This is a genomic window from Bordetella muralis (assembly GCF_054781015.1).
Map to the genome: position 1 here is coordinate 170978 of NZ_BAAGVF010000010.1, position 26250 is coordinate 197227.

At 65.1% G+C, this 26250-nt stretch carries 32 protein-coding genes; all 32 read left to right on the top strand.

The features are described 5' to 3' along the window. Positions 1-172: 172 nt before the first annotated feature. The 32 genes from ACYVIT_RS25470 to ACYVIT_RS25625 all read left to right on the top strand — a co-directional run bounded on the left by ACYVIT_RS25470 (position 173) and on the right by ACYVIT_RS25625 (position 26243). A complete protein-coding gene (locus ACYVIT_RS25470; protein ID WP_009459708.1) occupies positions 173-859 on the top strand; it encodes a hypothetical protein in 687 nt (228 codons plus the stop codon). 80 nt (positions 860-939) lie between these two features. After that, on the top strand, positions 940-1677 hold the full coding sequence (locus tag ACYVIT_RS25475) for a DUF5983 family protein (protein WP_009459707.1): 738 nt from the start codon (positions 940-942) through the stop codon (positions 1675-1677). A gap of 97 nt (positions 1678-1774) precedes the next feature. Beyond that, positions 1775-2053, top strand: a complete 279-nt coding sequence (locus ACYVIT_RS25480) for a hypothetical protein (protein ID WP_009459701.1) — start codon at positions 1775-1777, stop codon at positions 2051-2053. A gap of 288 nt (positions 2054-2341) precedes the next feature. Continuing rightward, positions 2342-3154: a hypothetical protein gene (locus ACYVIT_RS25485; RefSeq protein ID WP_019726335.1), complete on the top strand. Its 813-nt coding sequence runs from the start codon at positions 2342-2344 to the stop codon at positions 3152-3154. Between the two features lie 124 nt (positions 3155-3278). Next, complete coding sequence (locus tag ACYVIT_RS25490; protein ID WP_009459699.1) at positions 3279-3632, top strand: DUF3085 domain-containing protein; 354 nt, start codon at positions 3279-3281, stop codon at positions 3630-3632. 368 nt (positions 3633-4000) lie between these two features. Then, positions 4001-4918, top strand: coding sequence for a DUF3577 domain-containing protein (locus ACYVIT_RS25495; RefSeq protein ID WP_009459698.1), 918 nt, complete (start codon positions 4001-4003; stop codon positions 4916-4918). 57 nt (positions 4919-4975) lie between these two features. Continuing rightward, positions 4976-5665, top strand: coding sequence for a DUF3275 family protein (locus ACYVIT_RS25500; protein ID WP_009459697.1), 690 nt, complete (start codon positions 4976-4978; stop codon positions 5663-5665). Positions 5666-5759: 94 nt separating this feature from the next. Then, positions 5760-6083 carry a hypothetical protein gene (locus tag ACYVIT_RS25505; protein ID WP_009459695.1) on the top strand — a complete coding sequence of 108 codons (324 nt, stop codon included), beginning with the start codon at positions 5760-5762 and terminating at the stop codon, positions 6081-6083. A gap of 102 nt (positions 6084-6185) precedes the next feature. Further along, positions 6186-6593 carry a hypothetical protein gene (locus ACYVIT_RS25510; protein ID WP_009459693.1) on the top strand — a complete coding sequence of 136 codons (408 nt, stop codon included), beginning with the start codon at positions 6186-6188 and terminating at the stop codon, positions 6591-6593. Between the two features lie 16 nt (positions 6594-6609). Beyond that, positions 6610-6870: a hypothetical protein gene (locus tag ACYVIT_RS25515; protein WP_009459691.1), complete on the top strand. Its 261-nt coding sequence runs from the start codon at positions 6610-6612 to the stop codon at positions 6868-6870. A 76-nt stretch (positions 6871-6946) separates the two neighbouring features. Beyond that, a complete protein-coding gene (locus ACYVIT_RS25520; protein WP_019726336.1) occupies positions 6947-7594 on the top strand; it encodes a hypothetical protein in 648 nt (215 codons plus the stop codon). 25 nt (positions 7595-7619) lie between these two features. Next, positions 7620-8768: a DUF6094 domain-containing protein gene (locus ACYVIT_RS25525; protein WP_219805742.1), complete on the top strand. Its 1149-nt coding sequence runs from the start codon at positions 7620-7622 to the stop codon at positions 8766-8768. A gap of 51 nt (positions 8769-8819) precedes the next feature. Next, positions 8820-9140, top strand: a complete 321-nt coding sequence (locus ACYVIT_RS25530) for a hypothetical protein (protein WP_009459687.1) — start codon at positions 8820-8822, stop codon at positions 9138-9140. Between the two features lie 90 nt (positions 9141-9230). Further along, positions 9231-9536, top strand: a complete 306-nt coding sequence (locus tag ACYVIT_RS25535; RefSeq protein WP_009459685.1) for a hypothetical protein — start codon at positions 9231-9233, stop codon at positions 9534-9536. 135 nt (positions 9537-9671) lie between these two features. Next, positions 9672-11951: a helicase-related protein gene (locus tag ACYVIT_RS25540; protein ID WP_019726337.1), complete on the top strand. Its 2280-nt coding sequence runs from the start codon at positions 9672-9674 to the stop codon at positions 11949-11951. Positions 11952-12066: 115 nt separating this feature from the next. Next, positions 12067-12273 (top strand): hypothetical protein, encoded by a 207-nt coding sequence (locus tag ACYVIT_RS25545; RefSeq protein ID WP_009459683.1) that lies wholly within the window; start codon positions 12067-12069, stop codon positions 12271-12273. A 147-nt stretch (positions 12274-12420) separates the two neighbouring features. After that, positions 12421-13020, top strand: a complete 600-nt coding sequence (pilL2, locus tag ACYVIT_RS25550) for a PFGI-1 class ICE element type IV pilus protein PilL2 (RefSeq protein ID WP_009459682.1) — start codon at positions 12421-12423, stop codon at positions 13018-13020. Next, positions 13017-13658 (top strand): hypothetical protein, encoded by a 642-nt coding sequence (locus ACYVIT_RS25555; protein WP_009459681.1) that lies wholly within the window; start codon positions 13017-13019, stop codon positions 13656-13658. The genes pilL2 and ACYVIT_RS25555 overlap by 4 nt, the downstream gene beginning before the upstream one ends. A gap of 14 nt (positions 13659-13672) precedes the next feature. After that, a complete protein-coding gene (locus ACYVIT_RS25560; RefSeq protein ID WP_009459680.1) occupies positions 13673-14398 on the top strand; it encodes a TIGR03759 family integrating conjugative element protein in 726 nt (241 codons plus the stop codon). After that, the gene (locus tag ACYVIT_RS25565; RefSeq protein WP_009459679.1) at positions 14380-14985 is read left to right on the top strand and encodes a transglycosylase SLT domain-containing protein; all 606 of its coding nucleotides are present in this window, start codon (positions 14380-14382) and stop codon (positions 14983-14985) included. The genes ACYVIT_RS25560 and ACYVIT_RS25565 overlap by 19 nt, the downstream gene beginning before the upstream one ends. Beyond that, positions 14982-15521, top strand: a complete 540-nt coding sequence (locus tag ACYVIT_RS25570) for an integrating conjugative element protein (RefSeq protein ID WP_009459678.1) — start codon at positions 14982-14984, stop codon at positions 15519-15521. Before ACYVIT_RS25565 ends, ACYVIT_RS25570 begins: the two co-directional genes overlap by 4 nt. Before the next feature lie 4 nt (positions 15522-15525). Further along, positions 15526-17715 carry a type IV conjugative transfer system coupling protein TraD gene (gene traD, locus ACYVIT_RS25575; protein ID WP_009459677.1) on the top strand — a complete coding sequence of 730 codons (2190 nt, stop codon included), beginning with the start codon at positions 15526-15528 and terminating at the stop codon, positions 17713-17715. Beyond that, complete coding sequence (locus ACYVIT_RS25580; protein WP_009459676.1) at positions 17712-18461, top strand: TIGR03747 family integrating conjugative element membrane protein; 750 nt, start codon at positions 17712-17714, stop codon at positions 18459-18461. Before traD ends, ACYVIT_RS25580 begins: the two co-directional genes overlap by 4 nt. A gap of 98 nt (positions 18462-18559) precedes the next feature. Next, positions 18560-18943 (top strand): integrative conjugative element protein, RAQPRD family, encoded by a 384-nt coding sequence (locus ACYVIT_RS25585; protein WP_009459674.1) that lies wholly within the window; start codon positions 18560-18562, stop codon positions 18941-18943. After that, complete coding sequence (locus ACYVIT_RS25590) at positions 18940-19173, top strand: TIGR03758 family integrating conjugative element protein (protein ID WP_009459672.1); 234 nt, start codon at positions 18940-18942, stop codon at positions 19171-19173. The genes ACYVIT_RS25585 and ACYVIT_RS25590 overlap by 4 nt, the downstream gene beginning before the upstream one ends. A 16-nt stretch (positions 19174-19189) precedes the next feature. After that, positions 19190-19549 carry a TIGR03745 family integrating conjugative element membrane protein gene (locus ACYVIT_RS25595; protein WP_009459670.1) on the top strand — a complete coding sequence of 120 codons (360 nt, stop codon included), beginning with the start codon at positions 19190-19192 and terminating at the stop codon, positions 19547-19549. A gap of 11 nt (positions 19550-19560) precedes the next feature. After that, entirely contained in the window at positions 19561-19959 is a 399-nt protein-coding gene (locus tag ACYVIT_RS25600) for a TIGR03750 family conjugal transfer protein (protein ID WP_009459668.1), read from the top strand. Further along, positions 19956-20645, top strand: coding sequence for a PFL_4703 family integrating conjugative element protein (locus ACYVIT_RS25605; protein WP_009459666.1), 690 nt, complete (start codon positions 19956-19958; stop codon positions 20643-20645). The genes ACYVIT_RS25600 and ACYVIT_RS25605 overlap by 4 nt, the downstream gene beginning before the upstream one ends. Then, complete coding sequence (locus tag ACYVIT_RS25610; protein ID WP_009459665.1) at positions 20642-21547, top strand: TIGR03749 family integrating conjugative element protein; 906 nt, start codon at positions 20642-20644, stop codon at positions 21545-21547. The genes ACYVIT_RS25605 and ACYVIT_RS25610 overlap by 4 nt, the downstream gene beginning before the upstream one ends. Then, complete coding sequence (locus tag ACYVIT_RS25615; protein ID WP_009459664.1) at positions 21537-22955, top strand: TIGR03752 family integrating conjugative element protein; 1419 nt, start codon at positions 21537-21539, stop codon at positions 22953-22955. The genes ACYVIT_RS25610 and ACYVIT_RS25615 overlap by 11 nt, the downstream gene beginning before the upstream one ends. Next, entirely contained in the window at positions 22936-23376 is a 441-nt protein-coding gene (locus ACYVIT_RS25620) for a TIGR03751 family conjugal transfer lipoprotein (protein ID WP_009459662.1), read from the top strand. Before ACYVIT_RS25615 ends, ACYVIT_RS25620 begins: the two co-directional genes overlap by 20 nt. Continuing rightward, on the top strand, positions 23376-26243 hold the full coding sequence (locus tag ACYVIT_RS25625; RefSeq protein ID WP_019726341.1) for a conjugative transfer ATPase: 2868 nt from the start codon (positions 23376-23378) through the stop codon (positions 26241-26243). Before ACYVIT_RS25620 ends, ACYVIT_RS25625 begins: the two co-directional genes overlap by 1 nt. Positions 26244-26250 lie beyond the last annotated feature (7 nt).

The window sequence follows — 26250 nt, forward strand, 5'->3', positions numbered from 1 at the left end:
TCGGTCTCCGGCACGCCACTGTCTTCTCGATCCTCCCGTGAGGGACATGCGCTCATAAGGCCATGTCCCTCAATTTTTCTTCCCCATCGCCCGGCGCCAACGGCCCTGGGCTATTCCCTGCGGATGCCATCGTCCGCAGGGGCTGGCTCCGCTCTTCTCGAAAGGAGCCAGCATGGCAAACAACTACTACGAAGGCACGGGCGTTCTCGTGCTCGACCGCGTTACTCCCGTCATCAAGGCACTGTTCGATGCCTTCGCGCTCGACGAAAACCATCCCGGCAATGGGCAGGCCTACATCGCCCAGATCGCCGAGACCAATGATCCACGCTGGACAGATGTGCTGGACGGTCTGGAAAACCTGGCCACACAACTCGGAATCCCCATGCCCGACGACGAAGAGTTGTCGATTCCGCCTCTGCTTGAACGGCTGGCCGCGCACTTCGGTGCTGACCAGGACGGGGAGCTGGAGAACCTGATAGAGCACCACCACTTCGAGGACAGCGCGGACCTGGAAGCCCTGCTTCTGATCGCTACCCGCTTCGATGATGGCCATAACCTGACCGCCATACAGTTTGAGGGCTGCTGGTATTGCAGCAAGCCAAGGCTATTCGAGTTCGGCGGCAACGGCTGCTACCTGAGCCGCGAGGTCCAGGTCTTCAGAACGTCCTCGCAGGCGCTTCAACTCGGCGATCAACTGCGCAACACCATCCTGGCCGCCGACATCGAAGAGGCCTCAGCGTTGATCGCGCTGGAGGCCGCCAACCTGCTTGCCGGCATCACCGATGAGCAATTTCGCCTAAATGTGCGCCATCGCATCGCCGAACGGCTGGCTCAGACGTCAACGATCAGCGCCGACTGACGCATTTTCCACTTTCAACCCACCGGGTCCAATTCCCGGTGGCGGGGATTGGCTCCATTATTCAAATCTGGAGAGTTCCCATGTCCCTGAAACCCAATCCCTTTCTCCGCGGATACTGGAATCTGAAAATCGTCCGCACGCTGTGCATCAGCTACGAGGATGGAAGCCCGCATGTCTGGCGAATCATCCACCCGAGCCAAAAGCACCTTTCCGACGAGGAAATGATTTCATCCTCGTGCATCGTCACCAGCGATTTCGCCGTAGTCAGGAATGGTCCCGAACCCGTGAGTGCCGAGGTACTGGCCGAATGCGATGCCGGAGAAGGTGTCAGCGGCGAAGGCGTAATCGGCGCCGTGGTCTATGCCATCCATGGCGATGACTTCGACGGCCGCCCCATCCACGTCGGCGACGCCTATTCGGCAGAGGCAGCGCGGGAGGTCGTACAGCGCCTGAGTTTCGAGACCGGCTATTACAGCCGGTGCTGGGAAATCAGCAGCGCGCACATAAGCGAGGAAACCAGCCAATACCTCGCCAACCTGGCAGACCTCGCCACGCCGGAGGCCTTCCTGTTCATCGCGTTCCGGGTTCCGTACAGCCCGGCGATCGGCATCAAGCTGATCTCCACCCCCTGGACGGACAAGAACCTGGACCACGCCGAGGGCATCAGTGCGGAGCAGCTTCGCCAGGAGCACCGAAGCAAGGGTATGCCGGATGACCTGGCGAACGTCATTGAACTGGCTGGCCAGGCCGATGTGCGCATCCTGATTCTCGACGCCGACGCACCCGTGCTGTTGGGCCTGCCGTTGGCCGAATCCTAGCAGCCGCTCGACGCAACATCCTTCCTCTTTGTTCTCCCCCATACCGGCCCGTCTCCCTCCCGGAACCGGGCTGATCCATTTTCATAGGAGCAACCTCATGTTCCCCGACCTCATCTCGCGCACGCCAGACTTCGAGCACCAGCTCGGCGCCTGCGTCAATGCCATGGGCCAGGACGACGCCATCGGCCAGATCCTGGTATTCGAGCGCATGAGCGGCACGCTGCACATGCGCCATATCGCCAGCGCCGACCTGGTGGACACCGACATTGACGACTACGAAATGGTCGTCTTCGACGGTGGCAACACCAGCGGCGATACATGGAAGCATGTCTTCTTCCCACGTCAGCGCGAGCACTACTTCGTGTACGAAGCCTGACCCAACCAAGCCCCTTTCGAGGGGCTTTTTCTTGTCCGCAGCGCAGGAAAGCGGGTGCGACGCTGTGCGATTTCTTGCGGGCAGGCCGCCCATTCCAGAGCCATCCTTGCTCCATGTTCGTCGGCGTTGCCGACACATGCCCTGGCAGCCGAGACCTTCAAGGCTGCAAGTGCGGGAAACCGTGCTGGTCGTTTCTTCCTATGGACGTACCCCGTCCGTTCACGCCACCCACAAGGGACCTCTCCCTTGCGGGCGGGGAATCCCTTGTTCTTCCTCAAGGAGATTCCCATGGACCGTTCCCTCATCAAATCCATGATGCCTTCGCTTGTCGCGGGCCATATGCCTCGCAACGTGCGTTCGTTCAAATACCGCGTATTCGATGATCAGCCGCAGTCCTCGACGTTGGGCTTCGCCATCGACCCTCAGCCCTTCAACGGCAAGGTGGTCTCCGCGACCGACGATGCCATCGTCGTCAAGCTCAAGCCTTCCGAGTTCGCCGTGCTCGATCCCAACCTGGTGACCACCGTTCCCAGCGAGGGCGCCAAGGTCCATGTCCAACCCTACGCCCGGCGACGTTTCGACGGGCTGCGCGCGGACACCCCGGAAGTCGTCACCGAGAAGACTTCGGATGGCACGCCTTACACCATCACGAGGCATATCCTTGGCAAAGCACCCGCCAAGCTGCCAATTCCCGAGCCGCAGTGCATGGAGCTGGGCCAACTCATCGAGCAGTTGGAGGAGATGCCCGCGCCCGACGGGTTCCGGTGCATCACCCACATGCTGGTCGATGCAGGTGCCCGCGACTTCGCCTGGGTCGATCCCAAGCCCTCCAAGATCATCGAGACCCCGCCGGCGATCAGCTTCACGGTCTCAACCACCAAGTTCGAGGGTCAGGTGACGATCCTCTACGACCGTGGCGGCGACACCTACGTGGTGGAGCTGCACCGCGACGGTGAGTTGATCGATAGGCACGACGAGGTGTATTTCGACATGCTCGGTGAAGTGCTGGAGCGGCTCATCGACGACGGGCGCTGGCGCCTGATCGGCGTGAGCGTGATCGACGCCAAAGCCTCTCGTCAACGTCAGGCGGTTCCAGCCTGACGCGCCAGACAGGAAGCCTAGCGGCACGACTGATCAGTCCACAGCCTACCGGCGACTGCCCCACAAGCCTTCCATCCGTTTCGGTGGAGGGCTTTTTTCTTCATCCATACAGGAGATTTCAACCATGTCACTGCGATTCAGAGGCTCCGACCTGCGCCCCGTGCTTGCCGAGGCCATCGCCAACCAATGCCGCGTCGCCCTGGCCAAGGACCAGGGCGTGTACTTCCTCGCCGAGCGCGGAGAGCGCCGCCCCGATGGCCGCGTGAAGCTGCTGGCCTATGCCGTCGGCTGCAACCCGGATACCGACCCGTTCGATGACTGGTGGGAACTGGCACGCGCCGAGCTTGGCGGCGACGATTTCGGCGAGTTCTTCGACCCGAAAGACAGCGTTTTCACTCGCATTCTGCAAAGCTCAGATGATCTGGAGCTGTCCGCCACCGCTACGTATCTGTCACTGGCGGCGGTGGAATCGGCGTAGTCCAAAAATGTCCGCATACCCCTTGAAGCCCCCATTTCGGGGGCTTTCTTTTGGGCGGAACTGGGCAGCCTGGAAAAAATGGGAAGCGCCCGGATGCCGATTGATTGCTGTCGCGCGCGCGAGGCCCGGCCATGCTGACCCCATGCCTGCTGACGTTGTCAGCGACATGCCAGGCAACCATCGGTCTTCGAGGTTGCGTCGCAGTTCCCACTGCGTGACCGAGCCAGCTCGCACCGCATCCATCCGCGAGCGGCCACCAGTCTCTGGTGGCGGATGCTTTCGCCTTATCGACCCACCGCGGGGTTACGCACCTTTCCCCGCATGCGTGGGGCTGGTGTGTCTCCGCTTCTTCCCTATGGAGATTCACCATGAACACCACGTCCAACGAGAAATCGTATTTCGACCTCCACACCTCGGGCATCGGCTACATCCAGCGTGTCCGTGAAGTGCCTGTCCGGGGCGGCCGCCGTGCGCAGCCTTTCCTGGCATGCACCGTTGCCGCGCTGGTCGGCCCCGCCAGGGACCCCAGCTACCGCTACTTCGACGTCAAGGTCTCGGGTGCCGAGGCCAAGAACCTCGTCCAGCGCTACATCGGCGTTGACGATCCCAAGCAGCGCCCGCTGGTGCGCTTCCGCCTCGGCGACCTGTGGGGCGATGCGTACATCCGCGACAAGGGCGAGCGCAAGGGTGAAGCCGCCGCGTCCCTCAAGGCGCGACTGCTCAAGGCCGAGCCGCTTGACCGGGCCGAACTGGCTTCCATCAAGCAGCACGAGCTGATCACCCGCGGCATCGGCTACCTCAGCCGTCCGAAGGACGTCACCCCCAAGGATGGCGATCCGTTCCTGTCGTGCTGCGTCGCGGCTCTGGCCGGGCCTGTCGGTGAACCGGACTATCGGTACTTCGACACCATCGTCGCCACCCCTGAAGCCGAGCACCTGGTTCGCCGGTGCGTGCAGGCCATCGAAGGGGACCGCAAGGTGCTGATCGCCTTCAAGTTGAACGACATGAAGATCGATCCGTACATCCGCACCAAGGGTGAGCGCGCCGGGGAGCCGGGAGCGAGCCTGGAATCGACGCTGATCCACATCGGTCTGATCAAGATCGACGGCACCCAGGTCTATCCGACGAGCCAGGCGCAAGCCGAGGCGCCGCAGGCCGAGGACGCACCCGCGCCCGAAGCCGAGGATGCCGCCGACACCGCTGCCGACCAGCCTATCGAGTCCGCCGAGCGCGAGCCCGCAGGTGAAGTCGAAGAGCAGGAGCCGGCATTGGCTGCTTCGTTCTGATCCGGCATGGCCCCTCACGGGGCCTTGCCTTTTTCCTATTCCTCAAGGAGAAGCATCATGGCAGTCACATCGGCACCCGAGAAATCGGCCACGCCCATCATCGTCCCGGGCCAGCTCGCGCTGCGCACCATTCACGGCCGCAACGGAAAGTTCAACGTTGGCAAGCTCGAATGCCAACTCGGCAAGTTCACGATTAAAGACGCGGAGTTGGAGCAATACCCCGAGGGCAAGTACCAAGGGGAATTCGTTCTTCGCTACATCTTCCTCAAAGGCTATCCGATCAGCGACGGCAGCATGCGTTTCGAGATGCGCGCCAACCTGGACGGTATGACACTTTTCGGCATCGACAAGCTGAGCAAGGCCGAAGCACATAGCTTTGCTCCGCAGGAAGTCGATCCGCTCGATGAAGAGCAAGGGACACAGCCTGCGACAACGCCGGCCAAGCCCGCCAAGGCATCCAGGTCCGCCAAACCTGCACCCGTGCAGACGTCCGCGGACCCGCTGGTCGATACCACGCCCTTCGGCGTGGACGCGCCGCCTGCTGCGGCTGCTGCCCCCGGCAGCACCGAGGATGGCGACGCCGCGCTGTTCGGCCTGTTGTGGCCGCTGGGCGAGTCTGTGAAGCTGGATTCGACCATCGACCGCCGCACCCTGCGCGCGCAGATCGCCCGCCTGGGCGAACTGGGCTACGCGCTGGACTTCAAGACGCAGGAGTGGAGCCGCCAGGCCGAACTGCAACCTGCGTGATTGCAGACACCGCATCCGCGGTGTTCTTCATCCACCCGCCGGGGTTCCTTCCCCATGCGGGGGTGGCCTCGGCTTTCTTCTGGAGGTCTCCATCATGTCCATCATCACTTGCGATACACCCCGTTCCGCGCTGGACGAAACCGCGTGGCGCGCCGTTTGCAAGACGGCCGCCGAGCATGCCCAACGTGGTTGCGGCCTGTCCTGGGATCACTGGGTCACGCTTTTCAGCTCGGAGATCGACGCGCAAGCCAGTCGATTGCCGGAAAGCCAGCGCGTTCATGCGCTGGAAATCGCGACCCAGGAATGGGACTACGCAACACCCGCCGAACGGCAGGAAACCCAGGACTGGCTCGCTGAAAACGGCTGCTGTTCGCATGGGATCACGCTGGGTTGCTGCCCGGCCGGTTGCGGTTCCTAGCCCGCACTGCATTCCATCGCCGCACACGCGGCATTCCATCACCCGCTGGGGGTTCTTCCCCACGGGGAGGCCTCTGGCTCTACATTCTTCAGGAGGCCTCTCATGGGCTGGTATTTCTCTCCCCAATCGCGGTCTGAACTGATCGCGGAACTGATCGCACCGCAGGAGACCGAGCGCGCCAGCGTGAAGGTCATCGCCCACACGCTGCGCGGCAACGTCCTCTGGTCCGTCGCGGAAGTGACGGCCAGGGCCGAAGGCGTGCATCGTGATCTCGCACCGGGCCAGTCCCTGCGCTACATCCGCTGCGATCTTCTGGAGCGCAGCGGCAGCCAATGGGGCTACAAGCCCTTGGACGAGTCCATGCACCCGTACTACTACTCGTGCCCGTTGAGCTACCTCGACATGACGCCGGAGCAGTCCGCCGACTGGCGTGCAGGCGTTCGCGCCTACCACGCGCGGCGGCGCACCCCCACGGCATCCACGGCACCCGCCGCGGCGCTGTTGGCCTGAGTCAGGAGGAACCGACATGGACCCGATCCTGGCTGCGCTCCCCGCCTCACTGTTGAAACTCGTTGAAGGCAGTTTGTCCAACGACGAAGTGTCTTCCGACGAGGAAATGCAGGAGTACTTCATCAGCAACGGCCTTACCGAGGAACAGGCGCGGCAGGCGCTGACCTACCGCGACCAGTACCTCAACAACATCTACCTGGACGGCTTCACGCCGATCACCGCGGTGGACGAGGCGCTTCACTTCAACCCGCACACCCGGCAGTTCGAGCCGGACTGAGCGATTTTCTTCCACCCCCTGGGGCAGTACTTGCCCCGGCGGGCGGTGCTGTTCCCGTTCATCCGAGGACACCACCATGCCCGCAAACACTTCTTCCACGCTGTACCGCATCGACGAATGCCCGGACGTGATGGCCGACGCCTGCGTCGGCGATGACCAGGGCAACCTGATCTTCCTGTCCATCTGGGCGCGCGACACCGCCGTCCAGCAGTTCCTCGCTCGCCTGACCCTCGGGCGCGACGAGCAAGGACTGGACCAGTTCCACGTCATCACCGACCAGGGCGGCAGCGTCCCGGTGTTCGTCGGCAACGTCGATCGCCTGGAAAAGCGCATGACCCGCGCCTACCGGCGAACGCTGTTCGGTTCGCTGTCCAACGTGTGGCTGTTCGACCGGCGTTGCGTGAAGCCCGACAAGGCCAACGCCAGCGCGCTGGCATTGCTGCCACGCGACAGCTCCCACCGGCTTGACCGCCTGTGGATGCTGGTGCGGGACACCTGCCCGTTGCCGCTGCTCGACCACTGGCGCGAGACCGTGCTGGAACTGCTGCAAACCCGCGAGATGCTGGCCCGCCTTCCGTTCGCCCTCGGGCCGTTGGAAGGCCATCGGCTCGCCATCGACGTGCCGGCGCTGACCCTGGCGCTGGGTTCCCTGATCCGAAGTGACGTACTCACCGCCTATCCGTATCCGGCCAAGATTTGGACGCCGGAAGCGGTAGCGGCTTGACCCACCTGCGGAGGCACGCCTTGGCGTGCTTCCGCCATTCCTCCCCGCCAACCAGGAGACTTCCATGGCCCTCATGTTCCCGCGGCTTGCCCGCAATTTCGCCAAGAACGGTTACTACCCGACCGACGAACCCACGCTCGAAAGAGCCCTCAACGCACTGATGCCCAGCGACGGGCCGATGTGCATCCTCGATCCCTGCGCCGGCGAAGGCGTGGCGATCGCCGAAGCCGCCCATGCCCTCGGGCGCGAGCAGGCCAAGGCGTTCGCCGTCGAGTTCGACCCGGAGCGGGCACGTCATGCCCGCGGCCTGGTCGATCACTGCCTGCACGCGGACCTGATGGACACGATGGTCTCCAAGCAATCCTTCGGGTTGCTCTGGCTCAACCCGCCGTATGGCGACCTGTCCAAGGACGTCAACGGCAACATCGGCTACCAAGGCCAGGGCCGTGCCCGCCTCGAAAAGCTGTTCTATCAGCGTTCGCTGTCGCTGTTGCAGTACGGCGGCGTGCTGGTCTTCATCGTCCCCGGCTACGTGCTCGACGCGGAGTTGGTCGGTTGGCTGACACGCCACTACACGGACCTGCGCATCTACCGAGCGGTGGAAACGCAATTCAAGCAGGTGGTGATCTTCGGCCGAAGGGTGCGACAGCGTGAACAGGCTCCCGATGGCGTCAAGGCCGTGCGCAATCTGCTGCTGCAGGTTGGGCTTGGCGAAGTCGAAGCCGAGGAGCTGCCGAGCGATTGGCCGTTCCTGCCGTACATCGTCCCCGCCAGTCCGGCCGAGCCGGAGCATTTCTTCCGCGTGACGATGGAGCCCGAGCAGTTCGCCGACGAGGTTGGCAGGCTGCAAGGCCTCTGGCCGTCGCTGGACACGCACCTGGGGGCCGCGCAGCAGTCGCTGCGTCCACCGGCGCGGGCTTTGTCCCACTGGCATCTCGCCCTGGCTCTGGCCGCGGGCGCGATCTCGGGGGTTGTGCGCTCCAAGACCGGGCGCGTGCTCGTCGTCAAAGGTGACACCCACAAGGACAAGACGCTCCAGCGTGAATTCACCGAACGCGAAGACGGCTCGATCGCCGAGACCCGCATCCTCACCGACAAGTTTGTGCCCGTCATCCGCGCGTGGGACATGACGCCTGGCTCCGCGACACGGGGCGAGGTGTTGACCATCCGCTGACTCACCGGACGCGCTGCCGTCCTGCTATTCCCACATCGAAGGAGAAACACCATGTTCGCAAACCCGTTCAAGCGGCCCGCGCCGCAGAAGCAACCGTTGTTCGCACCGGGTACGCTGAAGTTGAGCGAGAAGGTGCATTGGTTGGCACGCAAAGGCCTGATCGACCCCTTGGCCTATGTCCAGCGCCACGTGCGCGGTGACTGGGGCGAGATCGACGAGGCCACCCGCCAAGCCAACAACGTCGCAATCCAACAGGACAACCTAATGATCTCGCAGTTCAGGATCACGCCGGACCTGGCACTGATCGTCAAGACCAGCGAGGACCATGAAACCACGGTGGTCCAGCTATCCGAGGAGCAAGATCTGATTTGACGGCCCCACATCGTCATTCTCATCCACCTGACGGAGCCACTTCACTCCGCCAGGGGTGTCGTGGCTCAATAACCTTTCAAGGAGGAGCCCATGGCATCACATCGCATCGAAACCTACTGCCAGAGGCTGGCGTTCCCCATCGGGGCGCTTATCTTCAGCAAAGGCATTGACCGCCTGGTCCGCTCGGGTCGCCTCGACCCGATCCCGTACTTCAGGCGCCACACCCGTGGTGACTGGGGCGACGTCAACGTCCAGCAATGGCAGGCCAACAGCACCGCGCTTCAATCAGGTGCTTCGCTGGCATCGCACTACGTGATCCACCCGGGGCTGGCCATTCGCATCGTTACCGACGCGGAGCGCCGCGCCACCGTCATCGTTCTGCCGTCCGAGGACTGAGCACGGTTCACCCGCTGGCCATCCAGGCCAGCACCTTCAACCACCTTCGGCCACGCGCCGATTTACTTCCCACCACGGGGCATGCCACTGCCCCACTGGGGGTGGTGCATGCCCCATTTTCTTTGGAGCATCACCATGTCCCTCGATCTCGAAACCAATGCCGCTGAAGCCGCGCCCGTACAGGGCGAACTGCTCGATGCGGAATCTTCCCCTCTGACCCTGAGCCTTCAGGATTTCGTCGGCGAGTTCGGCGACGAACTGCTCGACGCCCTCAACAGCGCTAATCCGCCGGTCTATACCGGCCAACCGCAGGCACATCGCCAGCTCATCGTCGCCAGCCTCAAGCGCAAGCTGTTCCAGGCCCAGGCCGAAGTCGTCCATGCCGCCGCCGAGCTGCTGATTGACCGTGGCGAACATGCCGCGATCGTCAATGGCGAAATGGGCTGCGGCAAGACGACCGTCGGCATCGCCACGGCCGCCGTGCTCAACGCCGAAGGCTACCGCCGCACCTTGGTTCTTTCGCCGCCGCACCTTGTTTACAAGTGGCGGCGCGAGATCCAGGAGACGGTAGCAGGCGCCAAGGTGTGGGTGCTCAACGGCCCCGATACCTTGGTCAAGCTCATCAAGCTACGCGAGCAGTTGGGCGTGCAGCCCACGGGCCAGGAGTTCTTTGTCCTGGGGCGCGTCAGGATGCGGATGGGGTTCCACTGGAAGCCTGTCTTCACTCAGCGGCGTACCCGCCACGGCAACGTGGCAGCGTGCCCGGACTGCGGCACGGTCATCACCGATCTCGACGGCGAGCCGGTCAACCCGGTCGAACTCGAAGCCGAGGAATCCCGCAGGAAGTGCAGCCACTGCGCCGCCCCCCTGTGGACGCTGATCCGCCCGAGAAGCCTGTCCGGCAGCGATCAGTCCTCGGCCGTCCTCAAAGCCTTGAAGCGCATCCCGACCATCGGGGAAGTCACCGCGCAGAAGCTGATGCAGAAGTTCGGCGACGGCTTCCTGGCCTCGATGCTCGGCGACAACATCCATGAGTTCATCAACCTCATGGACGGCAACGGCGAACTGGTGTTCTCCGACCGTCAGGCCACGCGCATGGAACGCGCGATGGCCAACATGGAGTTCGGGTTTGGCGAGGGCGGCTATCAGCCGTCCGAGTTCATCAAGAGATACCTGCCGCAAGGCACGTTCGACCTGCTCATCGCCGACGAGGCACACGAGTACAAGAACGGCGGCAGTGCCCAGGGCCAAGCCATGGGCGTGCTGGCGGCGAAGGCTCGCAAAACCTTGCTGCTGACCGGCACGTTGATGGGCGGCTACGGGGACGACCTGTTCTACCTGCTGTTCCGAGCCCTTCCCGGGCGGATGATCGAAGACGGCTACCGCCCGACCACGAGCGGCAGCATGACCTCGGCCGCGATGGCGTTCATGCGCGATCACGGGGTCTTGAAGGACATCTACTCCGAGAGCGCCGGCACGGCGCACAAGACGGCCAAGGGCACCAAGGTATCGGTGCGCACGGTCAAAGCCCCGGGCTTCGGCCCCAAGGGCGTCTTGCGCTGCATCCTGCCGTTCACGATCTTCCTCAAGCTCAAGGACATCGGCGGCAACGTCCTGCCGCCGTATGACGAAGAGTTCCGCGAAGTCGCGATGGACACGGCGCAAGCCGCGGCCTACCGCGATCTGGCGGGCCGGCTGACCGCGGAGCTGAAACAGGCTCTGGCGCGACGCGATACGACTCTGCTGGGTGTGGTCCTCAACGTGCTGCTGGCCTGGCCGGATTGCTGCTTCCGGTCGGAAACCGTGGTGCATCCGCGCACGCGCAACACCTTGGCGTTCGTCCCGGCTCAGTTCAACGAGTTCGAGATCAGCCCCAAGGAGCGTGAGCTGATCGATATCTGCAAACAGGAGAAGGCGCAGGGCCGCAAGGTCCTCGCCTACACGGTCTATACCGGCACGCGCGACACCACGTCGCGCCTGAAGGTACTGCTGGAGCAGGAAGGTTTCAAGGTGGCGGTGCTGCGCGCGAGCGTGGATGCAAGCCGCCGCGAGGACTGGATTGCCGAGCAACTGGATCGTGGCATCGACGTGCTCATCACCAACCCCGAGTTGGTCAAGACGGGATTGGACCTGTTGGATTTCCCGACAATCGTGTTCATGCAGTCGGGCTACAACGTGTACTCGCTCCAGCAGGCGGCCCGCCGCTCCTGGCGCATCGGGCAGAAGCACCCCGTGCGCGTGATCTATCTCGGCTACGCCGGTTCCTCGCAGATGACATGCCTCGAACTGATGGCCAAGAAGATCATGGTCTCGCAGTCCACCTCGGGCGATGTACCCGAATCGGGGCTGGATGTCCTGAACCAGGATGGTGATTCCGTCGAGGTCGCACTGGCCCGGCAACTGGTCGCCGCCTGATTCCCACGCCACAAGCCGGCCTAGCGCCGCCGGCATTTCTGTTGTTCCCACCTTGCAGCCACGCCCACGTTCTCCGTGGACGTGGCTGCGCTTTTTTCATCCCAAGGAGATTTCCATGAATACCAACACCCAACCGTCCGAAGCCATCGACACCCAACGGAAGCTGGAAGCCGAGATTGCGGATTTCCTGCGGCAGCGCATCGAAGATGGGAACCTCGATGCGGAGGACATCCCTGTGCGCCTGGCACGCTATGGTCTGATGGCCCCCGAGGCGTTCCTCGCCGAAATGCGTGAGCGCATGGGCATCGACGACGAGAAATAAGAGACCCATTTTCACAGGCCCCAACTTGGGGCCTTTCTTTGGTGAAGGCGCTGCCGGCAAATCGGGCGCTGTCTGGTTCGCATTGTTTGCTGCCGCTCGTAGCCCGAGCGGCGATGGTGAGGGCTCGATGTTTCAGGACGCCGAGCTATGTGCCCCTCTCCACCCTGGTTTCACCATCCCGAACGCCGCCTGCTGGCGGGATTTTTCGGCCTGCTTTGGTCGGTGCTGGCCGGTGGCTGCGCGACGACGACTGCGCCGGTCGCGCCCGACACCATCGAGGAAGTCTCGGCCGCGCCCGAACCCGAAGCGCCCGAGTACATCCCGGTCGTGCGCTACGCCCGCTACACGCTGGTCGAACTGGCCCCTACAGCGGCGCAGCGCGACCTGCTGTTGCAGACCATCGACGTGTCGATGCCCGAGGATGCCCGCGCCACGGTCGGCGATGGGCTGCGGCATGTGCTCAAGCGCAGCGGCTACAGCCTGTGCCAAACGGCGCATGCCGTGATCGAGCTGTATGAGCTGCCGCTCCCGGCGGCGCACCTGCATCTCGGTCCCATGACCTTGCGCGATGCGCTGCTCACCCTGGCTGGTCCGGCCTGGGAACTGCACGCGGATGACCGCGCACGACAGATTTGCTTCGAGCGGCCCGGCGACAGCGTGGCCGCCGAACCCATGCCCGAACCGACCGCCGCCGATGCGGTGCAGACCTTCCCGCTGATGCCTTCCACTCCAGGAGGCCAGCCGTGAACGCTCCGCAATCTTCGCGTCGCCCGACCGCCGCCGTGGTGGTGCAAAGCATGCTCTGGCTCTGGCTGCTCGGTCTAAGCGTCATCGTGGCCCTCGGCTACCAGGCGATGAGCGACCAGGCCGACCAGGAACGGCTCGATTCCCGTCTGCAACGCCTCGAAGCGCAGGCGGTGGCCCTGGCCGAGGCCATCGAGACCATCCAGCAGCGTCCGGCCGTCGCAACGGCGGCGGACCTCAAAGACACCCGCCAAATCCTGGAAGCACGCGCTTCCCAGGTTGAGAAAACACTGAGCGGCTACGCAGCCGCCGACGACCTTCAGGCGCTGCGCGCGGAGATCGAGCAGATCAAGACGCGCCAGACCGCCGCGCGTGCAGCAGCCCCCGTCCAGCCGCGCACATCGAGCAAGCCCGCCGCCAAGTCTGAACCGCCGCCATTGCCGTTCCGCATCGTCGGCGCCGAACTGCGCGCCGGCCAGCGCAGCGTGTCCGTCGCGCCGAGCAGTGGGGACTTCACGCCCGACCAGCTTCAGGTGCTGCTGCCCGGTGATGCGGTCGGCCCATGGCGCTTGCAGGCAATCGATGGCAGCGCCGCGGTGTTCCAAGCCGGCGACCAGACCCGTCGCGTGGCGATTCCCTGATCGGAGCACACCACATGAAGCCGTCGATCATCCTTTCCGCACTCCTACTGGCTTCAGTCCAGTGGCCCGCGTGGGCGCAGCAGTCAGCCACGGCTCCCGCTCGCAATGCGCAGAGCCAGGAGCGCCCGCTGGCCGCCCGCGTCCTGGACGACCGAGTAGCAAGCAACTGGGGCCTCCAACCCCAGGAATGGGTGCGTTACCGCGAGCTGATGGATGGGCCGCTGGGAATCTACTCGCCCAACCTGGACCCGCTGTCTGCCCTAGGCATCGAGGCACGGACCGACGAAGAACGGCGGCGCTATGCAGAGCTGCAGGTGCAAATCGAAGCACGCCGCGTCGAGAAGTTGCTCGCCTACCAACGCGCCTACGACGAAGCCTGGCAGCGCCTGAACCCCGGCATGCAGCGCGTGAACCTGCCCGACGACGGGCCGGGCGCCGGCACCGCGCGCGGCAGCGGCCGAATGGCGGTGTTCGTCAAGGACGGCTGCGCGGCCTGTGGGCAGCTCGTGCAGCGCCTGCAATCCTCGGGTGCCGAGTTCGACCTGTATATGGTGGGCAGCCGCCAGGACGATGCACGCATCCGCGACTGGGCCAAGCGCGCGCAGATCGACCCGGCGCGCGTGCGCAGCGGCAGCATTACCCTCAACCACGACGGCGGCCGCTGGCTGTCGCTGGGCCTGCCCGGTGACTTGCCCGCGGCTGTGCGCGAGGTGAACGGCCAATGGCAGCGTCAGCCGTAGCGGCCACCTCCGTCTCGCAGCTCCTGCGCGCACTGGTGCTTGCTACCGGCCTGTGCGCCTGCGCCGTCCATGCCCAGGAGGTTCCACCACCGGCCTACCAACTCGCCGCACAGCGGGCGGGCATCCCCTCGACCGTGCTCTTCGCCGTGGCCTTGCAGGAGAGCGGTGTTCGGCGCAACGGGCGCATCGTCCCGTGGCCGTGGTCCCTCAATGTCGCCGGCCAGTCGCGCCGCTTCGCCACGCGCGCCGACGCCTGCTCGGGCTTGCAACAGGCAATGCGCGCCACGCCCCACACGCGCATCGATGCAGGCCTGGGCCAGATCAACCTCGGTTACCACAAGCACCGCTTCACCAGCGCGTGCGACCTGCTGGACCCCTATCGCAACCTCGCCATCGCCGCTGAGATCCTGAAGGAGCAGCACACGTCCGGCGAAGACTGGCTGTTGGCGATCGGCCGCTACCACCGTCCTGCGGGCGGCGAGCCCGCCGCCCGCTACCGGCGCAGCGTGTCGCGCCATCTCGCGCGTGTGCAGGGCGCACGCCCAAACGCCGCGGTGCTCGCCACGCGCCAGGAGACTTCCCCATGACGAAATCCCATCTGGCCCTGCGGGGCCTGCTTGTGCTGCTGGCGGGTCTGCCGCTGGCATCGCGTGCCGGCGATCCGCTGATCGTGGTCGAAGATCGCGGTGGCACGTCGGCGCTGCCGTACTACGAGGCCCTCAACCTCCAGCCGCGCGCCGATGTCCCGGCCCGGCCGCCCATTCCGACGCCACAGGTTCCCGCCACACCCGCGGACGAGGCAGCGATGCTGCCGGTGCGCAGCACCAAACTCACGCCTGGCACCGTCGCTCGGCGCGTGATCGAAGCGCCCGGCCTGCGGCCGTTCGTGGTCATCGGCGACGACGACGCCTCCCGGGCCTGGTTGCAGCGCCGCGGCGTTGCTTTGCGCGAACGCGGCGCGGTCGGCCTAGTGGTCAATGTCGAGACCGCGCAGGGCCTGGCAGGGCTGCGTGCCCTGGTGCCGGGCGTGCCGCTCGCGCCCGTAGCCGGAGACGACCTGGCCGATCGCCTAGGCCTGCGGCATTACCCGGCGCTGATCACGGCCACCGGCATCGAGCAATGAAGCCATGTCGGGGAAACAGCCGGTCGAGGTTCTGCTACGCCCAGCGGTGGAGCTATACACCGTCGCAGCGTGTGCAGGCGCCGCGTTTCTGTCCCTGGTGGCCCCGTGGTCGCTCGCGCTGAGTCCGGCCATGGGCGTCGGCAGCGCCCTGGCGTTCGGCGCCTACGGCGCGATCCGCTACCGCGACGCTCGCGTCATCCTGCGTTATAGGCGCAACATCCGCCGCCTGCCGCGTTACGTGATGACGAGCAAGGATGTGCCCGTCAGCCAGCAGCGGCTTTTCATCGGGCGCGGATTCCTGTGGGAGCAGAAGCACACCCATAGGCTCATGCAGACATACCGGCCGGAGTTTCGCCGCTACGCGGAGCCGACACCGGCCTATCGCCTGGCGCGTCGGCTGGAGGAACGGCTGGAGTTTGCGCCGTTCCCGCTGTCCCGGCTCTCCGCTCTCACGGGCTGGGACGTTCCGTTCAACCCTGTGCGCCCGCTGCCACCTGTAGGTGGCCTGCCGCGGCTGCATGGCATCGAACCCGACGAGGTGGACGTCAGCCTGCCGCTGGGTGAGCGCGTCGGACATTCGCTGGTGCTGGGCACGACGCGCGTGGGCAAGACGCGGCTGGCCGAGCTGTTTGTGACTCAGGACATCCGTCGCAAGAACGCTGCCGGCGAGCACGAGGTCGTGATCGTTATCGATCCCAAGGGCGACGCGGATCTCCTGAAGCGGATGTACGTCGAAGCCCAGCGCGCAGGCCGTGAAGGCGAGTTCTACATCTTCCACCTCGGTTGGCCGGAAATCAGCGCCCGCTACAACGCGGTAGGACGCTTCGGTCGCATCTCGGAAGTCGCCACCCGTATCGCAGGGCAACTCTCCGGTGAAGGCAACAGCGCGGCCTTCCGGGAGTTCGCGTGGCGCTTCGTCAACATCATTGCCCGCGCTTTGGTGGAACTGGGGCAGCGCCCGGACTACATGCTGATCCAGCGGCACGTCATCAACATCGACGCACTGTTTATCGAGTACGCCCAGCACTACTTCGCCAAGACCGAGCCCAAGGCCTGGGAGGTGATCGTCCAGATCGAGGCCAAGCTCAACGAGAAGAACATCCCGCGCAACATGATCGGGCGCGAGAAGCGCGTGGTCGCGCTGGAGCAGTACCTTTCCCAGGCGCGCAACTACGACCCGGTGCTCGACGGCTTGCGCTCGGCAGTTCGGTACGACAAGACCTACTTCGACAAGATCGTCGCATCGTTGCTGCCGCTGCTGGAAAAGCTCACCAGCGGCAAGATCGCCCAGCTCCTGGCCCCGAATTACTCCGACCTGACCGACCCGCGCCCGATCTTCGATTGGATGCAAGTCATCAGGAAGCGCGCCATCGTCTATGTGGGACTGGACGCGCTGTCCGACGCCGAGGTTGCCGCAGCGGTCGGCAACTCCATGTTCTCCGACCTGGTTTCGGTCGCGGGCCATATCTACAAGCACGGGATCGACGATGGCCTGCCGGGCGCATCCGCTGGCACGCGCGTGCCGATCAATGTCCATGCGGACGAATTCAATGAACTCATGGGTGACGAATTCGTGCCCCTGATCAACAAGGGCGGCGGTGCCGGGCTACAGGTCACGGCGTACACACAGACCCTCTCGGATATCGAGGCCCGCATCGGCAACCGCGCGAAAGCTGGCCAGGTGATCGGCAACTTCAACAACCTGTTCATGCTGCGCGTGCGCGAGACGGCCACCGCCGAACTGCTGACGCGGCAGTTGCCGAAGGTCGAGGTCTATACCACCACCATCGTCTCCGGGGCGACCGATAGCTCGGACATCCGTGGCGCGACGGATTTCACGTCGAACACCCAGGACCGCATCAGCATGTCCAGCGTGCCGATGATCGAGCCATCGCACGTAGTCGGCCTGCCAAAAGGCCAGTGCTTCGCGCTGCTGCAAGGCGGCCAGCTTTGGAAGGTTCGCATGCCGCTGCCGACACCAGACCCGGATGAAGTGATGCCGGCGGATCTGCAGCAACTGGCCGGATACATGCGCCAGAGCTACAGCGAGGCCACGCAGTGGTGGGATTTCACCAGCTCCCCTGCCTTGCAGGATGCGGCCTTGCCCGATGACCTGCTGGACGATGCTGCTCCAGCCGAGCCTGCTGCGGTGGCCACCGACACCGACCACAGTACCGACGAGGCCGCGCCATGAAGGACGCCGCCTCGACCGCGCAGCGGGAGCAGAACCAGCGCCAGGGTCTGATCGTCGGCACCATCACCTTGCCATTTCGCCTGCTCGGGGTATTGATTGGCTCGCTGCTGTTCTCGATCGTGGTGGAGTGCGTCGGCATGCACCTGTTCTGGAAGGATCAGGGCTGGCGCCATTCCCAGCAGATGTTGCAGTACGAGCTTGGGCACCTGTCCAGCCACTTCACGCGCAGCGTGGTCGTGCAGGAGCCAGGGCGCACGGCGCACGAGTTGGTGGATACAGGCTACGAATGGGTGTTCGTTCGCTCGGGGCTGCTGGCGCGCATGAGCCAGACCGCCGAGCGCGTCCGCGCGCCCAGCCACGAGCAGGCGCGCAACTTCCGCTACTACATCAGCCAAGTCTATGTCTGGGCCGAGAGCTACCTCATCGCCGCAGCCTTCACGACGCTGACCTTCCTAGTGCGCCTGCTGGTCCTGGTGCTCACGCTGCCACTGATCTTCACGGCCGCCTTCGTCGGTCTGATTGACGGTCTGGTGCGACGCGACGTGCGCAGGTTCGGCGCGGGCCGCGAATCCGGGTTCATCTACCACCGTGCAAAAGCCAGCCTCATGCCGCTGGCCGTGCTGCCGTGGATCACGTACCTGGCGCTGCCGATCTCGGTGCATCCATTGCTGATCCTGTTGCCGAGCGCCGCCTTGCTGGGACTGGCCGTGAGCCTGACTGCGGGCAGCTTCAAGAAGTACCTCTAGCAGATCAATCCGGTCATCTGCAGGTTCCTATTGTTTGCGGCCTGAAACAGCCCCGATCTCCACGATCTAGCCATTGCTGATCACACAGGAATGGCGCGATGTTGGCTCCGATCTGGCTGCGCGCCGCGCATCGCGGCGTGCCCACTTTTCTCGTGACGGCCCTTGTACTGGGTCAGTCCTCGATGGCGTTGGCCGAGTCCCCGGCGCAGCGTCAGGAGTTGGTCGCAGCGCTGCGCCAGCTCGACGCGCTGGAGCGCACCGTCGCCGACAGCGCTACGCATGCCCCCATCCAGCCGGGCGAGCGCTACCACTTCGATTACCCGAGGCTGCTGGCTGACCTGGCGCGCGTGCGCGCCGGCATCCAGGCCCATCTCACACCGTCGCGCGCCCAGCCGCGCGACGCCTCCGAACTGATCGGCGACTACCGCACGGAGCGGGTCGTCCCGCCATCACCGCCGACGACCACGGAGGGCAAGCCATGAACGGCGCCCAGGTCTCGGCATTTCAAGCCAACAGCGGCATCGCGCCTTCAGCGATGGCGACCGTCCTGGTCGGCGTCGTGTTCGCGGTCCTGCTCGTCTGGGGCGTCTGGGCCATGCGAACGGCCTACGTGGGGTGGTCCGAAAGCCGCCTCAACCAGCGCCAGTTCCTCGGCGTCTGCATCCGATTCGTCGCGATGTACCTCGTCCTGACTTTCTTCCTCCTCTCCTGACCTGAAAGGCATGACCATGCAAAACTGCATCCTCACTTCCCGTCTTGCCCAGCGCGCCACCGTGGCCCTGGGCACCGCAGCGCTGCCCGCCCTGTCGTTCGCGCAGGGTCTGCCGCAGTTGGAGAACCCGACCCGCGGCACAGGCAACGGCATCATGGAAACGATCCGCAACTACGGCTACGACATCATCATGCTCGTGGCTCTGCTGGTGGTGGCGTCCATGTTCATCGGCGTGTGCTACCACGCCTACGGGACCTACGCGGAAATCCACACAGGCCGCAAGACGTGGGGCCAGTTCGGCCTCACGGTCGCCATCGGCGCCGTCTTGCTCGTGATCGGCATCTGGCTGCTCACCGAAGCCACCGGCATCCTGTAAGCGAGGCCGGTATGTCCGAGCAGCAGCACGTCCGTGCGGACGGGACGGTCACGTTCCTTCCGCACCGGCTCAATCGACATCCCGTTGTGGTGCGCGGTCTCACCGCCGACGAGTTGTGGATCTGCTGCGGCCTGTCCGGCGCCGCCGGTCTGCTGGTCGGCGCACCGCTGTCGTGGGTGTTCCGCACGATCGCGCTAGCACCCACGTTCGTCGTCCTGGGCGTGGCCTTCGGCGTGTTCATCGGCGGCGGCATTCTTCGCCGCCTCAAGCGCGGGCGTCCCGACACCTGGCTGTATCGGCAACTGCAATGGCGCATTGCCACACGCCATCCGCTGATGGCGGGCTGGGTAGGCGGCCATGTGCTGATCTCGCGCTCCGGCTTCTGGACCACCCGAAGGAGCGCACGATGAGCCGCTTCAAGAACGAGATCACCCACCTGCAGGCGCACATCAAGACGCTTCGCCTGGGTGCTGGCGCCCTGATCATCGTCGCCCTGGTCATGGGTGGCGGCTGGTGGAGCGCTCCCCGCGATCTGACCATCCACGTTCCGCCTGACCTGCGCTCCGGCAGTACCAGGAAGTGGTGGGAAGTGCCGCCCGAATCGGTCTATGCGTTCACGTTCTACGTGTTCCAGACGCTCAACCGCTGGCCGACGAATGGCGAAGAGGACTACGCGCGCAACCTCCACACGCTCTCGCCGTACCTCACCCCATCCTGCCAGGCCTTCCTGCGCGCGGACTACGACTACCGCCGCAGCACGGGCGAGTTGCGCCAGCGCGTGCGCGGCATCTACGAAATCCCCGGCCGCGGCTACGGCGACGACCCCACGGCCCGCGTGCGCGTGGTTTCCGACCGCGACTGGGTAGTGACGCTGGACATCACCGCCGACGAGTACTACGGCGCCGAGCAAGTCAAGCGCGCTCTGGTGCGCTATCCCGTGAAGGTCACGCGGGTGGACGTCGATCCTGCCCGCAACCCGTTCGGCCTGGCGCTCGACTGCTATGAGGGCGCGCCCCAGCGCATCAGCACGCCGGAGCCGACGCGCCCGGCGTCTGGTGGCCTGTCTCCGCAAGCGCCCCAAGGAGAAACCCCATGAAGCATCCTGTACTCACGCTGCTGGGGCTGTTGGCCGTGGCCGCGGCTCCTGCTGTCCAGGCGGTGGAGATCCTGCGCTGGGAACGTATGCCGTTGGCGGTGCCGCTGAAGGTCGGCCAGGAGCGTATCGTGTTCATCGACCGCAACGTCCGCGTGGGCGTACCCTCGGGCGTCGGCGAGCGCCTACGGGTGCAGAGCGCGGGCGGCGCGGTGTACCTGCGCGCCAGCGAGCCGATCGAGCCCACGCGGCTGCAATTGCAGGACGCCGACACGGGCGCGCTGATCCTGCTGGACATTGCGGCGGAGCCAGCCAAGGACGGCGAAGCCGAGCTGGAACCAGTGCGCATCGTCGAGGGCAACAGCACCCCGGCGCGCTATGGCGATCAGCCCGGCGATGACAACGAAGCTCCGGCGCGCGCCCAGGACCAGGCAGGTGCGCGGGCGGCGCGACGCGAGACCCCGGTGCCGGTTGTCCTGACGCGCTTCGCCGCGCAGAACCTCTACGCTCCGCTGCGCACTGTGGAGCCGTTGCCCGGCGTCATGCGGGTGAACCTGCGTCGTGACCTCGACCTCGGCACGCTGATGCCGACGCTGCCCGTGCGCGCGGTCGCGCTCGCGTCGTGGCGTCTGGAAGACCAGTGGGTCACTGCCGTGCGACTGACCAACAACAGCAGCGGCTGGATCACTCTCGATCCGCGCATCCTGCAAGGCGATTTCCTCACCGCCACCTTCCAACACGAGGCACTTGGCCCGCGTGGCACGCCCGAGGACACGACCGTCCTGTACCTGGTGACGCGCGGGCGCGGCCTGGCGCAATCGCTGCTACCGGCGATCAACCGCTTCGACCCGGCCGTGCATCTCCCGCAACCGGAAGACCGCAAGGAGGCCCGCCATGCGCAGTAATGGACTCCTGAAGTGGCTGATGGTCCCGGTTGCCTTGCTGGTGCTGTTCGTTGCCATCCGGCTGTTCTCGGGTGGCAGCAGTTCGGCGCCACCGGCCGCGGATGCCGGTGCCAAGCTCACGCCAGCGGAAATGAAGGCGTTGGGCATCGAGGGCGATACCCCGCGCGACACCGTGGCGACGCTCGTTGCCCAAGTGAAGCAGTTGCGCACCGAGCTTCAGACCGCGCTCTCGGACAACAAATCCCAGCGCGAAGAAAACCAGCGACTGCGCCAGCGCGAGAACTCCATTGATCAGCGCATCAATTCGGCCCTCGACTCCGAGCGTACCAACCTGCGTCGCGACCAAGAGCAGGCAGCCAGCGCGCGCCAGCAGACCGAAGGGTTGCTTGCCGACCTGCAGCGGCGTCTGGACAGTATCGGCGGACGTGGCGGCGGCCATGCCGACCTGCCGGTGGGTCTGGGGCTGCGCGACGGCGACGAGGCCGGCATGGAAGGCGGCGTGCGATGGGTCGAACCCGACGATGCGAGGAAGGCCGAGGGGCGGAACAGCAGTCGTGGCACGGGTAGCGGCATGAGCTTCCCGACGAGCTTCGGCCCCGCGCAGAGCACGTTGGAAACCACGGCGGAAACCGTGGCGAACGCGGGCGCACGCGCAGCAGGCGTCAAGAGCGCCAAGGCGGTCTATACCGTACCGACCAATTCGACGCTGATGGGGTCGGTGGCGATGACGGCGCTGATCGGCCGCGTGCCGATCGACGGAACCGTTAACGATCCATACCCCTTCAAGGTGTTGGTCGGACCGGACAACCTGACCGCCAATGGCATCGACATTCCCGACGTGGCCGGTGCCGTGTTCAGCGGCACCGCATCGGGAGATTGGACGCTCTCGTGCGTGCGCGGCCAGGTGCGCAGCATCACCTTCGTCTTCCACGACGGCACGATCCGCACCATCCCCGAAGACCGCGACGGCAACCAGCAGAACAACCAGCAGCGAGACGGCCTGGGCTGGATCAGCGACCCATACGGCATTCCCTGCGTCAGCGGGGAGCGGCGCAGCAACGCCCAGCAGTACCTCGGCTCGCAAGCCCTGATTACCGCCGCCGGTGCCGGCGTCGCTTCGCTGATCGACAGCGACAGCGGCCAGATGTCCTACGTCGGCGCCGACGGCTCCATCGGGAGCGTCGGCATCTCGGGCAATGAAGCCGTGGGCCGCATCCTGGCCGGTGGCGTGCGCGACATGGCCGACTGGGTGAACAAGCTATACGGCCAGGCCTTCGCCGCCGTCTATGTCCAGCCCGGCGCGAAGGTCGCCGTCCACCTCGAAAAGCCGCTTGCCATCGACTTCGATCCCGAAGGCCGCAAGGTCGATCACCGCGCAGGAGAAAGCCATGCTCTCGAACTTGAATAAGGGCCTGGCGCTGGCCCTCGCCGTCGCGGTGCTCGGCGGCTGTGCCACCAGCAAGGAAAAGCTGCTCCCGCACGGCGACAGCACGATGATGGACATCTGGCAGCAGAACGCCGGCGACGGCAGCGGTGGCGCCGGCCAGGTGGCGCGCAGGCAATTGCTCGATGCACGCCAGAGCCTGCGCCGGCCGCTGACCGAGGCCGACGTGGAGGCCGCGCCCGCCGAACAGATGCGCTACACGCGCACGGCGCGAAACGAGGTCTATCGCCAGTTCCACCGCCTCCCGAACCCCGATCTTGTCATGTATGTGTACCCGCACCTGGCGGGTACCGACCCCGTGCCTGTTCCGGGCTACACGACAGTCTTCCCCCTGTACCAGCGCGTGCAGTACGCCATGCCGGGCGAGCGCGTGGAGGACTACTGATGCGCTGGAAACTCCCTTGGCCGAAGCTGGCTGCATCCGATGGTGGCAATGACGAGCAGCCGGACGGCTGGCAGCGCCACGTCGAGGCGTTGCGCCAAGCCGGCATCGCCGAACCCGGAGCGACGATCCAGGGCCGCAAGCCGGCGACCGTGGCGGACGAGCAGGCGCTGTACGACGTCGCGCAGTCGTTCGCGGAGCTGCTGCCGTGGGTGGAGTTCCTGCCGCCGTCGAAGTCCATGCTGCTGGAGGACGGGCAATCGGTCGCAGCCTTCTACGAGCTGGTCCCGCTGGGCACCGAAGGTCGGGAGCCTGGCTGGCTCGCGCATGCCCGCGATGCGCTCGAAAACGCGCTCCAGGATTCGTTCGATGAGCTGGACGAGAACCCCTGGGTGCTCCAGCTCTACGCCCAGGACGAACCCAGCTTCGACCAGTACATGCAGACCCTGCGCAACTACGTGCAGCCGCGCGCTCGCGGCACAGCCTTCACCGAGTTCTATCTTCGCTTCTTCGGCCACCACCTGCGCGCGGTGGCCAAGCCCGGCGGCCTGTTCGAGGACACGGTGGTCACGCGGTTGCGCTGGCGCGGCCAGACGCGGCGCGTGCGCATGGTGGTCTATCGCCGGGCCACCGGCCAGGCGAACCGCCGTGGCCAGACACCCGAGCAAATGCTGAACATCGTCTGCGATCGCCTTTGCGGCGGCCTGGCGAACGCCGGCATCCAGGCCCGGCGCATGGTCGCGGCCGATGTTCACGACTGGTTGCTGCGGTGGTTCAACCCACGCCCAACGATGCTCGGGCCAAGCGCTGAGAATCGAGAGCGCTTCTATGCGCTGGCCCGCTATCCCGACGAGGTGGAGGAAGGCGAGATCGAGCTGGCGAGTGGTCGGGATTTCAGCCAACGGCTGTTCTTCGGTCAGCCTCGCTCCGATGCCGGGCACGGTACCTGGTACTTCGACGGCATGCCGCACCGTGTGCTGGTCACCGACCGACTACGCATGCCGCCCGGTACGGGACACCTGACTGGCGAAACCCGCAAGGGCGATGCGATCAACACGCTTTTCGATCAGATGCCCGAAGACACCACGATGTGTCTGACCATGGTGGCGACGCCCCAGGACATCCTCGAATCGCACCTGAATCACCTGGCGAAGAAGGCTGTCGGCGAAACACTGGCATCGGAGCAGACGCTCAAGGATGTGCAGGAGGCGCGCTCGCTCATCGGCAGCGCGCACAAGCTCTACCGCGGCACGCTGGCCTTCTATCTGCGCGGGCGCGACGAAGCCGAGCTTGACAGGCGCGGCCTGGACCTCGCCAACGTGATGCTCAACGCGGGGTTGCAGCCCGTGCGCGAGGACGATGAAGTTGCGCCGCTCAACAGCTACCTGCGCTGGCTACCGTGCTGCTACAACCCTGCGCAGGATCGGCGGAACTGGTTCACCCAACTGATGTTCGCCCAGCATGTGGCGAATCTCTCGCCGGCGTGGGGACGCAGCCAGGGTACGGGCCATCCGGGCAACACGTTCTTCAACCGCGGTGGCGGGCCGATCACGTTTGATCCGCTGAACCGCTTGGACAGGCAGATGAACGCCCATCTGTTCCTATTCGGCCCCACCGGCTCGGGCAAGAGCGCAACGCTCAACAACCTCTTGAATCAGGTCACGGCCATCTACCGGCCGCGGCTGTTCATCGTGGAAGCCGGCAACAGCTTCGGCTTGTTCAGCGACTTCGCCAAGCGCCTGGGTCTGACCGTAAACCGGGTCAAGCTGGCTCCTGGCTCAGGCATCAGCCTGGCGCCGTTCGCCGACGCTCGCCGGCTGATCGAAACGCCCAGCAACGTGCAGACGCTTGATGCCGATGCACTGGATGAAGAATTGCCAGCCGATTCCTCGGTCATGGAGGAGGACGAGCAGCGCGACGTGCTGGGTGAACTGGAGATCACGGCACGGCTGATGATCACAGGCGGCGAGGACAAGGAAGAAGCCCGGATGACGCGGGCCGATCGCTCGCTGATCCGCCAGTGCATCCTCGATGCCGCCGAACACTGCGTGGCCGAGAAACGCACGGTGCTCACGCGCGACGTGCGCAACGCGCTGCGCACGCGCGGCCAGGACCCGACGCTGCCCGAGATGCGGCGCGTGCGGCTGCTGGAGATGGCGGACGCGATGGACATGTTCTGCCAAGGCACGGACGGCGAGATGTTCGATCGCGATGGCACGCCGTGGCCCGAGGCCGACATCACGCTGGTGGATCTCGCGACCTATGCCCGGGAGGGCTACAACGCGCAGCTCTCCATCGCCTACATCAGCCTGATCAGCACGGTGAACAACATCGCCGAGCGCGACCAGTACCTGGGCCGTCCGATCATCAATGTGACCGACGAAGGCCACATCATCACGAAGAACCCGCTGCTCGCGCCCTACGTTGTAAAAATTACAAAAATGTGGCGCAAGCTAGGGGCCTGGTTCTGGCTGGCTACACAAAATATCGACGATCTGCCGCGTGCCGCGGAGCCCATGCTCAACATGATTGAGTGGTGGATCTGCCTGTCGATGCCGCCCGATGAGGTCGAGAAGATTGCACGCTTCCGCGAACTCTCGCCCGCGCAGAAAGCGCTGATGCTCTCGGCGCGCAAAGAAGCGGGCAAGTTCACCGAGGGCGTCATCCTTTCCAAGAGCATGGAAGTGCTGTTCCGTGCCGTGCCGCCCAGCCTGTACTTGGCGTTGGCGCAGACCGAACCCGAAGAGAAGGCCGAGCGCTACCAGCTCATGCAGCACTACGGCTGCACCGAACTGGAAGCGGCCTTCAAGGTGGCCGAGAAGATCGACCAGGCGCGCGGCATCGAGTCGCCGGCCTTGGAACTGTCGTAAGACGGAG